The following is a 12,963-nucleotide window of genomic DNA, read 5'->3' as shown; positions in this document are numbered from 1 at the left end:
CAGGCCCCGACAAGGCAGCATGTCGCGGTACCGCCGTGACAGCGGAACGGACACACATGAGCAAGGGAAGCGTGGGTCCGGGGGGTTACGGCCCGGACCCGTTCGGTGAATTCCTCGCGCGCTTCTTCGGCGACTCGGCGAAGTCCCAGAGCGGCGAGGCGGGACAACCGCCGCCCCGGCACGCGGACATCGCGCGCCTGATGAGCGGCCCCGCCCGGGATCTGGTGACCTCCGCAGCCGCCTACGCCGCCGAGCACGGCAGCCCCGAGCTGGGCACCGAACACCTGCTGCGGGCGGCGCTGAGCGCCGAGCCGACCCGGTCCCTGCTGCGGCAGTCGGGGGCGGACCCCGACGCGCTGGCGGCCGAGATCGACCGCAGCGCCGGCAGCGGCCCGAGGCAGGCCAGCGTCGCGGTGACCCCGGCGGTCAAGCGGGCCCTGCTGGGCGCGCACGAGCTGGCGCGGGACAACGGTGCCTCGTACATCGGTCCGGAGCACGTCCTGGACGCGCTGGCGGCGAACCCGGACTCGGCGGCCGGGCGGATCCTGAACCTGGCGCACTTCGATCCGCACGCCGCCCCGCAGGGCGGCCACGGGCCGCAGCACGGGGGCGGTGAGCACGGCGCCCCGCCGAAGCACGACACCCCGACCCTGGACAAGTTCAGCCGCGACCTGACCGACCTCGCCCGGGCGGGCCGGATCGACCCGGTCATCGGCCGCGAGGAGCAGATCGAGCAGACCATCGAGGTGCTCTCCCGCCGCGGGAAGAACAATCCGGTGCTGGTCGGTGACGCGGGCGTCGGGAAGACGGCGATCGTGGAGGGGCTGGCGCAGCGGCTGGCCGACGGGGACGTCCCCGAGACCCTGGCGGGGCGCCGGGTGGTCGCCCTGGACCTGACCGCGGTGCTCGCCGGCACCCGCTACCGCGGCGACTTCGAGGAGCGGATGAACGGGATCATGGAGGAGGTCCGCGCGCACCCCGAGGCGCTGATCGTCTTCATCGACGAGCTGCACACGGTCGTCGGCGCCGGGGGCGGCACCGGGGAGGGCGGCTCCCTCGAGGCGAGCAACATGCTCAAGCCCGCCCTGGCCCGCGGGGAGCTGCACGTCATCGGCGCCACGACACTGGAGGAGTACCGGCGGCACATCGAGAAGGACGCCGCGCTCGCCCGCCGCTTCCAGCCCATCCTGGTGCCCGAGCCGACGATCGACGACACGGTGGAGATCCTGCGCGGCCTCCAGGACCGCTACGAGGCGCACCACCAGGTCCGTTACACCCCCGAGGCGCTGCTCGCCGCCGTCGAGATGTCGGACCGCTACATCACCCACCGCTTCCTGCCCGACAAGGCCATCGACCTGATCGACCAGGCGGGCGCCCGCGTCCGGCTCCGTTCGGGGGCGAAGACCACCGACGTACGGGCGCTGGAGCGCGAGGTGGAACAACTGGCCGTGGACAAGGACCAGGCGGTCGCCTCGGAACAGTACGAGCGGGCCACCGACCTGCGGGACCGGATCGCCGAGCTGACCACGCGGATCGAGGCGGCCCAGGGCACCCGGCCGCGCGGGGACGGCACGATCGTGGAGGTCACCGCCGAGGACATCGCGGAGATCGTGTCGCGGCAGACGGGCATCCCGGTCAGCAGCCTGACCCAGGAGGAGAAGGAGCGGCTGCTCGGGCTGGAGGACCGGCTGCACACCCGTGTGATCGGGCAGGAGGACGCGGTCACCGCCGTCTCCGAGGCGATCCTGCGCTCGCGGGCCGGCCTGGCCGACCCCGACCGCCCGATCGGCAGCTTCCTCTTCCTCGGCCCCACCGGCGTGGGCAAGACGGAGTTGGCCCGGGCGCTCGCCGAGGCGCTGTTCGGCAGCGAGGACCGCATGGTGCGGCTGGACATGAGCGAGTTCCAGGAGCGGCACACCGTCAGCCGGCTGGTGGGTGCGCCCCCCGGATACGTCGGCCACGAGGACGCCGGCCAGCTGACCGAGGCCGTGCGGCACCACCCGTACTCGCTGCTGTTGCTGGACGAGGTGGAGAAGGCGCACCCGGACGTCTTCAACATGCTGCTCCAGGTGCTCGACGACGGGCACCTGACCGACTCCCAGGGCCGTACGGTCGACTTCAAGAACACCGTCATCGTGATGACCAGCAACCTCGGCTCGGACGCGCTCAGCGGAGGCCGCGGAGTGCTGGGCTTCGGTGCGGAGAGCACGGCGGCGGGGGGCGGCGACGGGGCCCGGCAGCGGGCGCTGGCGAGCCTGCGCGAGCACTTCCGCCCGGAGTTCCTCAACCGGCTCGACGAGATCATCGTCTTCCACCGGCTCACCGACGAGCAGTTGCGCGAGATCACCGGGCTGCTGCTGGAGCGCACCAAGCGCCGGCTGCAGTCCCAGGACATCTCGGTGGAGTTCACGCCGGAGGCCGTGGACTGGATCGCCCTCCGCGGCCACCAGCCCGAGTACGGGGCACGGCCGTTGCGCCGCACCATCCAGCGCGAGGTGGACAACGCGCTCTCCCGGCTGCTGCTGGACGGCGCGCTGTCGCCCGGGGACGAGGTACGGGTGGAGATCCGGGACGACGAGCTGACGTTCCGCACCGCCGTGAAGAAGTAGCTGCCGGAGGCATGATGGTCACGAGGAGGGGAGGGCGTCCGGCTTGCGCCGGCTCGGCAGCGCTGGGAGGTCTCCCATGACGGACAGCATCTGGGGTTATCAGGACACCGCGGGACACCGCACCGGGGTCGATCTGACCGGCTTCTCGGTCGAGGCGATCGACGGCACCGTCGGGACGGTGGAGCAGCACTCCGACGAGGCCGGCGCCGCCTGTCTGGTCGTCGACACCGGGGTGTGGATCTTCGGCAGGCAGGTCCTGCTGCCGGCCGGAGTCATCTCCTCGATCGACTTCGACCGGAGCGTGATCTACCTCGCCCGGACGAAGAAGGACATCGAACACGCCCCGGAGTTCGACCGGGAGAAGCACATCGGGGACGACGCGTACCACCGGCGGCTCGCCGGGTACTACGGCGCTCCGCACACCTGACGCGCCCCGGCCGCGGCGGCGCGGCGAAGGGCGCGGGCCGGGAACCCGTTTCCGGGTCCCGGCCCGCGCCCTCGACGCCGGATCCGCGCCGGCCGTTCACGCTCCCGCCGGGGCGGTACCGACCCGGCGCGGGCGGCTGAGCAGCGCCGCACCGGCGAGTCCGGCGCTGACCACGGCCAGTCCCACCGCCAGCATCTCGGGCCACAGGCCGATGTCCCCCAGCCCCTTGCCGAGGGGGGTGAGGACGCCGGCCCGGGACAGCGCGTGCAGGGCGACGATGACCATGGCCGCGGCCGCGCTCACCGTCCAGACCAGGGCGGTGTCGCGCATCGCCAGCCACCCGGACAGCAGCAGGTAGACCACGGCGATGGCCATGGACAGCCCCGCGGCGGCCTGGGCACCGGGCGTGTGGGCGGCGTTCACCGGCAGGTGGCCCACCCCGCACAGCGCCAGGGCCGCGGCCGCGGGCCAGCGCAGGACGGAGCGCAGCACGCCGGGGACGGCGTAGCCCGGCTGCCGGGGCTCCTCCTGACCGCCGCCCCACGCCGGACCGCCCGGACCGTGCTGCGGGTGGGAGGGCAGATGGGACCACGGCGGGCGGCCGGGCGGCTGCTGCATCGCGTGCTCGCGGTGTGCGGCGGGGGCCGGACGGGCGCCGTTGCCCAGCGGGCGGACGTCGGGGTCCAGGGTGTGCAGGGTCGCGGTGTGCTCCGGTTCGCCGAGGCCGCCCGGGCCACCGGAGCCGCCCGGGCCCGGCGGGAAGTGGTCCGACCGGTCGTACGGGTCGGTGGCGCCGAAGGGGTCGGTGCCGCCGTCCTGCGTCCGGTCGAACATCTCGATGAGCTGTGCGACCTCCTCGACGGACCTGCCGACCGCCGCGGCGCGCAGTGCGTCACGGCTGGACTCCACGGTGTTGGGGTCGGCCCGGAGCAGGTCGAAGAGCGCAGCGACCTCGCTCACCGGGCGGGCGATGACCGCCAGGCGCAGCGCTTCGTCGCCGGGATTGGGAACGTCGCCGCTGCGCTTGAGCAGTTCCACGAGAGCGGCGACTTCCTCCAAGGGCCGATGGGTGACGGCCTCCCAGAGAAGGGTGTGGGCGGAGTTCTTCTCGGAAGGGAGGGGCGGAATGTGCTCGCCGTGTGCTGTCGATGACAGTTCGGCGTCGCCCCCACAAAGTGCTGGTTCGGATGTCATGGAGGACTCCACTGAACGAGGGGAGCGTCAAACCCCAGAGGCTCTGACACTCAGCGGACGTGAGCTGCTGTGCTTCAGCCAACGTCCCTCCCGGTCGCCCTCGCCATTGCAGGAAGGCCATCTGGTGGAGACACGCCGGGACGCCCGGGCGTGCCGCGTTCGGCGGCCTCCTACGATCGGGCTTCGTGGCGGTCGGCCATTTCCGTGTCCCGGGAAGTTCCCTTTCGAGGTGCCGAAGACCGCCGGTCCTGATTCGCTGGTATATGCAGCTCCCCATCCACGGCGCGAGGACAGATCATGAGTGCATCCGGAGAAGTACGTGCACGAATCCAGCAGATGCGCGACAAGGCCCAGGAATTGAAGGCGGCCGCGGAACGCACCAGCGACCCGGACGAGCGGAAGCGGCTCCAGGAGAAGGCCCGCAGGCTCCAGTCCCAGAGTGAACAGGAAAGCATGATGCGGGGCGGGGACATCTACCCCGCGGAGTGAGAGACCGGAAGATGAGGGACGGGACGCGGCCCTGGGGCCGCGTCCCGTCCGTGTGCGCCGGTGGGTTCCGGTTGCTCCGGGTCGGTCAGACGGTGAACGGCTGCTGCGCCAGGAACGTCTCGCCGGGCCGTCCGGTCACGTAGAGGTTGGGGCTCTGGAAGGACGGCATGTTCCCCAGGATCTCGCGGTGGAAGGTGCGATAGGTGCCGCGGAACGCCCCGTCCCGCCAGACGTCCAGCAGGGTTCCGGTGAATTTCCCGTTGGTGTCCCCGTCGGAGGCGAGTTGATTGTCCTGGCACGCGGAGATGAGCAGCGCATCGGCGGTTCGTTCGCTGTCCTTCCGGGCCGCGAGATCGCGCTGGAGTTCCTGGAAGAACTCCTGGTCCCGCCGGTAGATCTCCTGCTGTTTGAAGACCGGCATGAGACGGGCGGCGGCTGCGTTCTGATCGGGCATTTCGATGGCGGTGCCGCTGTGGCAGCAGTCGAGGAGGGCCAGGATGCGGACGCCCTCGGCGAATCGGCCGAATTCCCGGTGCAGCTCGTCGTCGATGAATTCGCGGTCGTAGAACACCAGGGTCTCGTCGAATGCGTCCGGCTCCGCGTCGCCGCCGTCGGCGTTCGGGACCTGGCCGCCGTGGCCGGAGTAGCTGAACAACAGGATGTCGCCGCTGGTGAGCCTCTCCGCCGCGGTGCGCAGCGCGCCGACGATCCGGTCGACGGTGCCGTCGGGGGTGAGCAGGGTGGTCGGTGCGAACCCGGCCGCGCCGGCCAGCCGCGCCAGGTCGCGGGCGTCGTTCTCACAGGCGACCAACCGGCCGTCCCAGCCGTCGTACTTCTCCGGATCGACCTGGTTGAGTCCGACGTGGAGGGAGAGACCGGTGGGCATGGCGGCTCCTTGACAGCGGCGGGGCGACGGGCAACGCGGGGATGCGTTCCGTGATCCCCGGCCGGTGAACCCGGCGCCCGGCCCAACCGCCTGAACGGCCCCCTCCGCACGGGCCCGGCGCGGCGGCGCTCCTCGATACGCCGGGCTGTTCGAGTGGCTTCGCCGTGGGCACCGATCGGCGGTCCGCGCCACCGGGAAGCGCTCCTCACATGAGCCCATCAGATTCTTTAGGGGCAGGTGGGGCACCGTCCGGGGCCGGGACCCGGAACTCCCTGGACGACCGCGCGGGCTACGACGAGCACTTCCTCGGCGTCCAGGTACCGCTCCCGAAGCCCCACCGGCCCGACGTGGAGACCGTGGTCCTGCCGTACACCCACTTCAGCGTCGTGCTGCGCCCGGACCGGCGGATGGCGACGGCCACCGCCGTCTGCATCGACGGGCGGCGGCTGCTGGAGCACGTCCCCCGGGAGAGCGGCTGGCAGTTCGATCCGCGGCTGCCCGAGAGCCGGCAGACCGGCAACGACGTCTACCGCGACAACTCCCTCGACAAGGGGCACCTGGTGCGCCGGCTCGACCCGGTGTGGGGCGAGGCCGCGGAGGCGAACCAGGCCAACGCGGACACCTTCCACTACACCAATGCCGCTCCGCAGGCCGATGTGTTCAACCAGGGCAAGCAGCTCTGGCAGGGGCTGGAGAACTACCTGCTCGACCACGCCGCCACGTTCGACCGCAAGCTGGTCGTGCTCACCGGCCCGGTGCTGCACGACTCGGACCCGCCCTACCGGGGCGTCCAGGTGCCGCTGCGCTTCTGGAAGGTGGCGGCGTTCGTCCAGGACGGCGCGCTGGCCGCGACGGCGTATGTGCTCGACCAGAGCCCCGATCTGACCAGGGACGCCGACCGGGCACTGGCCGGTGCCACACCGGGGGCGCCGCCGCCGCTGGGCGCCTTCCGCACCTTCCAGGTACCGGTGTCGGACGTCGTCGAGCTCACCGCGCTGGACCTGGGGCCGCTGCCGGACGTCGATCTGATGCCGGTCGTGCGCGCCCCCCGGGAGCGCTGGGTACGGCTCGAGTCGCACGACGACATGCTGCTCGAGCGCCGCTGACCACCGGAAGGAAGCACCATGCCCGCCACGGTCGTCTACGTCCACGGCAACGGCAACAAGGTCCGCCGCGAGCTGCTCAAGTCCCAGTGGGACACGGCGCTGTTCGGCAGGGACATGGCCGAGGCGTCGCGGATGGCGTACTGGGCTCCGCTGCGGTACCCGGAGCCGCTCCCGGACTTCGGGGCGGACCCGCTGGACGGCGGGGCGGAGCCGATGGAGGAGCTGGCGGCCGGGCCGGACCGGCTCGCTCTCGAACCGCCCGAGGTCTTCGTGGCCCGCACCCTCGACGAGGCACAGCGGGAGGCGGGCGACGGCGGGCTGGAGGGCCGGGCGGTCCCGGACCAGGACAGACTGGCCGACTGGCTGCGGGACATGACGTACCTCGCGGACACCCTGGCCCGTACCGGGGAGCCCGAGGAGCCGGCCGAGGAGCTCCCGCTGGAGGCGCTGCCGCTGCCCCGCGCCGGCCGTACCGCGCTGTTCCGGCTGCTGGTCGAGCGCGCCTTCAAGGACGTCCACGCGTACTTCTTCGGCGGGGCGGGCCCGGCGATGCGCGCGGTGGTGAAGGAGGCCCTGGACGGTCTGGACGGCGGCCCGCTGGTGGTGATCGGGCACAGCCTGGGCACGATCATCGCCTACGAGGAGCTGCGGGAGCAGGGGCGTGACGTGGAGCTGCTGGTCACCGTCGGATCGCCGCTGGCGATCACCGAGGTGCAGGACCAGCTGGCCCGGCCGCCGGCCGTCCCGGCGGGCGTGGCGGCCTGGCGCAACGCCTCGGACCTGCGGGACCTGGTCGCCCTCGACCACACCCTGCGGCCCGAGTACGCACCGCAGGAACGGGTCACCGACCTGCTGGTCACCAATGACAGCCACAACCACCACGGCATCACCGAGTACCTGGCCCAGCCCCAGGTCAGGGAGCCGGTGCAGCGGCTGTTCGGCGACCACGCCGGCGGTCCGGGGTAGGTGCGGCATGCCCTTGACCGAAACCGAGTGGGACCTGGTCACCACCTGGGTGCAGAGCTATCTGCTGGACACCACCGATCCGCACGCCCAGCTCGCCCAGTACGACTTCCCGCAGGACTTCATCGGCGGGCTGCCGCTGACGCACGTCAGCGCGGACAACGCCCGTGCCCTGGTGCGGACCTCGCGTGCGGACATCCAGCGGCAGCTGCGGCTCGTCGAGGCGCTCACCCGGGTCGACCGGCTGGCCGTGCTCCCCGACATCGTGAAGGCGCAGGAGTTCCTGGAGCGGCTGCGCGAGGACGCCCGTGCGCACACCGCGCAGGACACCTTCCGCACCTGCGTCCTGAAGAACGGCACCGAGGCCTTCATCGACCGCCAGGACCTGCGGGAGACGCTGCGCCGGTTCATCGCGGACCCCGACAAGTTCGTCCTGCTGGTCGACGGCGAACCGGGCAGCGGACGGTCCTACACCTACAACTTCCTGCGCCACATCGGGCAGCACAGCGGATTCCGCCCGGTCCGGGTCACCCTGTCGCGGACGTCCACGGCCGCCAAGGTCGTGCGCCGGCTGGCCGACTTCGTCGCCGATCCGGGAGCGGGGACCGCCCCGCTCAACCCGACCGAACTCAACGACCTGCTGCCGTCGATCGACGAGGCGGCACATTGGGTGGCCGGCCGGGCGACCGCCGTCGAGGAGCGCCTGTGGCTGGTCCTCGACGAGTGCGACAAGCTCGACCCCAGCTCCGATGTGTGGGACTTCATCGGCCAGCTGGCCATGGCCATCTACGAGCACGCCGCCGTACGGGGCGACCAGGCGCCCCGGCTGGTGCTCCTCGGCTACGGCCGCTCGATGCGGCAACTCCCCTACGACCTGCGGGGGAACATCTGCTGGGACACGGCGCGGGCCGCCGAACCACAGGATCTGCGGGCCTTCTTCGACCAGGCCTTCCACGAGACGCCCGCGCCGTCCCTGGGCAGCGGCGGGTTCCGGGAGACCTCGATCGCGGAGCTGGTGGACGTGGCCGTCGAAGAGGTGCTGCACGCCTCCGCAACGGGTGGCGCGGAGAGCGAGGGCTATATGCGCAGGGTGTGCACGGCAGCGGAGGGGGCCATCCGTGTCTACCAGTCCCTCTGACCCGCCCGCCCAGGGTGCCGCCGAACCGCCGGTGAACTTACGGGAGTTGTTCACCGCACGGCTGCGCGAGGCGCTGCACACCGGCGCCGGGAGGACCGCGGACGTCTCGGACCTCCGCCGCGCCTACCGCGAGGCGGCCTGTCTGCTGGCGCGTTTCGACCCCCGACAGCTGAAGCTGCCCGGGGAGCAGCACGCCACCGGCCGCGCGCTGCTGGAACTGGTCGACGACTGTACGACCCTGGGGATGCAGGACCGGGCCGAGTGGGCGCTCAAGGCCGATGTGCGGGAGCGGACGCTGCGCGGGCTGGCCGGGCCCGAGGCCGCCCGGCGCGTCCTCGCCGGCAACATCGGCCAGCTGTCCGCCGCGGCGGGGCCGGAGCACTTCGCGCTGGCCCAGCTGTTCGGCCACCCGCAGCCGACGGACCGGATGACCGCCGACGAACTGACCGACGCGCTACAGGCGGTGTTGTGGCTGTCCCAGGTGCCCGGGGTGGCCGAGCTGCCGGACCCCACCGAGCTGCAACGCGCCCTGGAGCGAGCCCGGTTGCTGGAGCCGCTGGAGCGGCTCGTCCAACAGCCGTTCCAGGGGCGTACCCGCGAACTGGAGGAGCTGCGGCGCTACGTCGGCCTGCCGGTCGGCGCCGCGGGGCCCGGACAGCGGCCGGCCGTCCCCCCGGCGCCGATGCCGCCGCTGATCGTGCACGGCCCCGGCGGGATGGGCAAGAGCACCCTGCTCGCCAAGTTCCTGCTCGACGGAGCCCGCGCCTCCGGCGACGGCTTCCCGTTCGTGTACATCGACTTCGAGCGGCCCACCCTCTCCATCCGGGAGCCGGTCACCCTGATCGCCGAGGCCGCCCGGCAGCTCGGTATCCAGTACCCGGACCACCGCGCCGAGCTGGACGCGCTGGCGGAGGAGTGCCAGCAGACCGCCCGCAGCCAGCGGGAGGGGCAGGACCGGGTCACCCAGCTGCACGAACTCGCCACCACCCGGGCCGTGTTGGGACGTCGCTCGTCGCAGGAGTTCCAACTGCTGGCCACCGGGCGGGAGACCGATCTGATCCGACGGGTCGCCGACGTCCTGGTGCGGGCGGTCGCCGACCGCAAGACCGCCGAGGACCAGCCGGACCCGCCGTTCGTGCTGGCCGTCGACTCGTTCGAGGCGGCGCAGTACCGCGGCTCACCGGTCATCGGCCGGACCTGGGCGATGTTCCTGTCGTTACAGAGCGTCTATCCGCGGCTGCGGTGGATCGCCTCCGGGCGGGCGCCGGTCGACCACCCCGCGAAAACCACGACGCCGCTCGACATCGAACTCGGCGAACTCGACACCGAGGCGGCCGTCAACGTCCTGATGTCGTGCGGGGTCGAGGACCCGGAGGTGGCCCGGGCGCTGGCCGACCGGGTCGGCGGCCATCCGCTCAGTCTGAAGCTGGCCGCCCGGGCCGCCACCCTCGCCGGGACGGCCGAGGAGACGACCGGCGAGCTGATCCGCTCCCTGCCCGAGCGCCGCCGCGAGGTCTTCCGCCGGGTCGACCAGCTGCTGGTGCAGGGCATCCTCTACGACCGGATCCTGAACCACATCGCCGACGAGGACGTCCGCCGCCTGGCCTACCCGGGCCTGGCGCTGCGGGTCATCACGCCGGAGATCATCAAGGACGTGCTCGCCGAGCCCTGCGGGCTGCGGGTGACGACCATGGACCAGGCCCGTGCGCTGTTCGCCGAGCTGAGCCGCCTCGACATGGTCGAGCCCGCCCGGACGGACGCGGTGCGCTACCGCAGCGACGTCCGCGCCATCATGCTGCGGCTGCCCGGTGGCGACCGTACCCAGGTGATGCGGGCCGTCGAACGGCGCGCGGTCGACTACTACGCCGCGTGCGAGGGGCTGGAGGCGCGCGCCGAGGAGATCTACCACCGGCTGCGGCTGGACGAGGACCCGCGTTCGGTGGAGGAGCGCTGGCTGCCCGGCGTCGAACGCTTCGTGGCCGGGGCGCAGCAGGACATGACGCCCAGGGCCGCGGGGCTGTTGACGGCCCGGCTGGGCGGGGGCGCCCCGGACCGGGTGGCGGCGGGCGCCGACCAGGAGGACTGGGAGCGGATCGCGGCCCGCGAGGTCGAGGACCTGCTCGCGCAGGGCTATGCGGAGGCGGCGTTGGAGCGGATCGGCAGACGCCGGCCCTGGACGCCGTGCAGCCCCCTGCACGCCCTGTTCGCCGAGACGCTGAACCGGCTGGGGCGGGGCGCCGAGGCCCGCCGGGCGGTGTCGGACGCCATCGCGCCCGCGGAGCGCGCGGGGTGCGGGGAGCGCCGGCTGGAGCTGCTGTTGCTCTCCGCCCGGCTCGCGGTGGAGGCCGGCGACCTGGCGGGCGCCGACCGCGAGCTGCGGATGGCGGAGGACGTCGCGGTCGGCCTCGGACAGGACCTGGAGGCGATGGGCGCACTGCTGGCCCGGGCCCAGCTGCCCCCGGGGGGCGAGGGCACGGACGCCGAGGCGGACCGCCAACTCGCCGAACGGCTGGAGCGGTTGCCCGATGCGGTGCTCGCGGACCAGCCGGTGCTGGTGCGGGCGGTCGCCTCGCAGATCTACGACCGGGCGCCCGGGGCGCTCGACCACGCGCTGGAGGTGGTGGGCCTGCCGGCCGACGACGAGACGCTGGACGCGCTGGGCAGCGCGATGCGCCGGGCCACCCGCCGGCAACCGGCGCTGCTGGGCGCGGTGATGGGGATCCTCGACGAGGCGGTGGGTCCGGCCCGGCCGCCGGCCGGCGGCGCGCCCACCAGCATCGCGGGGATCCTGCGGCTGGCCCGCGACCGCGGCACCCTCGACGCGCTCGCCCGCCGGCTGCTGGCGGTACCCGACAAGAGCGGGGAGATCGTCGCGGGGGTGGCCGCCGCGATGGGGGTCGGCTCCGGAGGGCGTACCGCGACGCCGGTGGGCGGCGGCGCGTCCGACGAGGGCTCCTGGCCAGGAGAGAGGAGCGGCCCGCAAGGGCCTGGTGACCGATGACCAACTACCTCGCGCCGGAGGAGATCCGCCGGGTCGTGGACGCCGCGGTGGAGACCGGACTCGCCGACCCCGCGGTACGGCCGCTGCTGCTCGACGGGATCATGCCCCGCTACCGCAGCACGCTGCCGCTGAACCCGGCGCCGGGGCGCCAGGTGCACTCGGACCTCAACGAGATGAACCGGGTGGAGCGGCTGGTGGACGGCTCGGTGCCGCTGGAGATCTGGCTGCGCAACGCCGTCGCCGAGACCACCGAGGCCGATCCGCTCACCGTCTTCCAGCGGGCCCTGGACGATGTGGCGCGTCAGGCGGGCGGTGAGCCGGACGTGCCGGCCGGGATGGCCGCGGAGATCAAGGAGGAGATCGTCCACCGGGACGACACCGTCCCGATCGGGTTCCTCCAGGGCGGTGCGCTGGCCGGCGCGGCGGTGGCCCGGATCAAGGTGCCGCCGTACCAGGGCGGCGCGCCGTTGCAGCCCAACGGCTTCCCGCACTCCGGCACCGGCTGGCTGATCGCCCCGGACCTGCTGATCACCAATCACCACGTGGTCAACGCCCGGTCCGGGACCGGCGCGGGGCGTCCGGTGGCCGACCCCGAGGACCTACGGCTCCAAGCACGGCGCAGCACCGCCCGGTTCGACTTCGACACCGAAGGCGACCTGGACGAGACGGCGACGGAGGACGCCACCGTCACCGAGCTCGTCGCCTCGGACGCCGCACTCGACTACGCGGTGCTGCGGCTGACCGATCCGCCGGCCCGGCCGGCTCTGAAGCTGGCGGAGCGGCCGCTGGCGGTGGCCCGCGGCGACTACGTGGCCGTCAACATCATCCAGCACCCGGGTGGCCAGCCGAAGCGGGTGGCGCTGCGCAACAACCTCGTCTACGAGGCGGACGAGCACGACGTGCGGTACTTCACCGACACCCGCGGCGGGTCGTCGGGCTCACCGGTCTTCACCGACGACTGGAAGGTGGTGGCGCTCCACCGCGGCACCCGGCGCGTGGAGAACGTGCTGTTCCAGGGCAGGACCACCGCCTTCGTGAACGTCGGTACCCAGATGCGCAGTGTGCTGCGCCATCTGGAGACCAGCAGTCCGGGGGTCCATGCCGAGATCCAGAACGCACAGGCGACGCCGTAGCACAGGGCGACGGCGGT

10 protein-coding genes are annotated in these 12,963 nt (G+C 72.8%); 8 read left to right on the top strand and 2 right to left on the bottom strand.

The window, feature by feature from the left end; genetic code table 11:
* Positions 1-56: 56 nt before the first annotated feature.
* On the top strand, positions 57-2,609 hold the full coding sequence (locus AB0C96_RS08205; RefSeq protein WP_362914910.1) for an ATP-dependent Clp protease ATP-binding subunit: 2,553 nt from the start codon (positions 57-59) through the stop codon (positions 2,607-2,609).
* Between the two features lie 76 nt (positions 2,610-2,685).
* Positions 2,686-3,036 (top strand): PRC-barrel domain containing protein, encoded by a 351-nt coding sequence (locus tag AB0C96_RS08200; protein ID WP_362914908.1) that lies wholly within the window; start codon positions 2,686-2,688, stop codon positions 3,034-3,036.
* 96 nt (positions 3,037-3,132) lie between these two features.
* Here the strand turns inward: AB0C96_RS08200 and AB0C96_RS08195 are convergent, their stop codons facing one another.
* Positions 3,133-4,230, bottom strand: a complete 1,098-nt coding sequence (locus AB0C96_RS08195; RefSeq protein WP_362914907.1) for a hypothetical protein — start codon at positions 4,228-4,230, stop codon at positions 3,133-3,135.
* Between the two features lie 297 nt (positions 4,231-4,527).
* Between AB0C96_RS08195 and AB0C96_RS08190 the strand changes: the two genes are divergently transcribed.
* Positions 4,528-4,719, top strand: a complete 192-nt coding sequence (locus tag AB0C96_RS08190; RefSeq protein ID WP_362914905.1) for a DUF6381 family protein — start codon at positions 4,528-4,530, stop codon at positions 4,717-4,719.
* A gap of 85 nt (positions 4,720-4,804) precedes the next feature.
* On the opposite strand, the gene AB0C96_RS08185 is transcribed toward AB0C96_RS08190, so the two are convergent.
* On the bottom strand, positions 4,805-5,605 hold the full coding sequence (locus AB0C96_RS08185; protein WP_362914903.1) for a caspase family protein: 801 nt from the start codon (positions 5,603-5,605) through the stop codon (positions 4,805-4,807).
* Positions 5,606-5,814: 209 nt separating this feature from the next.
* Between AB0C96_RS08185 and AB0C96_RS08180 the strand changes: the two genes are divergently transcribed.
* From AB0C96_RS08180 to AB0C96_RS08160, 5 genes are read left to right on the top strand one after another with little or no spacing between them, the layout of a single operon-like run.
* The gene (locus tag AB0C96_RS08180) at positions 5,815-6,711 is read left to right on the top strand and encodes a DNA/RNA non-specific endonuclease (protein ID WP_362914901.1); all 897 of its coding nucleotides are present in this window, start codon (positions 5,815-5,817) and stop codon (positions 6,709-6,711) included.
* 18 nt (positions 6,712-6,729) lie between these two features.
* A complete protein-coding gene (locus AB0C96_RS08175; RefSeq protein WP_362914899.1) occupies positions 6,730-7,677 on the top strand; it encodes a hypothetical protein in 948 nt (315 codons plus the stop codon).
* A 7-nt stretch (positions 7,678-7,684) separates the two neighbouring features.
* Entirely contained in the window at positions 7,685-8,812 is a 1,128-nt protein-coding gene (locus tag AB0C96_RS08170) for a hypothetical protein (protein ID WP_362914897.1), read from the top strand.
* Entirely contained in the window at positions 8,793-11,813 is a 3,021-nt protein-coding gene (locus AB0C96_RS08165; protein ID WP_362914895.1) for an ATP-binding protein, read from the top strand. Before AB0C96_RS08170 ends, AB0C96_RS08165 begins: the two co-directional genes overlap by 20 nt.
* The gene (locus AB0C96_RS08160; RefSeq protein ID WP_362914893.1) at positions 11,810-12,946 is read left to right on the top strand and encodes a trypsin-like peptidase domain-containing protein; all 1,137 of its coding nucleotides are present in this window, start codon (positions 11,810-11,812) and stop codon (positions 12,944-12,946) included. The genes AB0C96_RS08165 and AB0C96_RS08160 overlap by 4 nt, the downstream gene beginning before the upstream one ends.
* Positions 12,947-12,963 lie beyond the last annotated feature (17 nt).

This window comes from Streptomyces sp. NPDC048506, from assembly GCF_040651315.1.
In the GTDB taxonomy this organism is placed as follows: domain Bacteria; phylum Actinomycetota; class Actinomycetes; order Streptomycetales; family Streptomycetaceae; genus Streptomyces.
This window is presented reverse-complemented; position numbering and strand designations above follow the sequence as displayed.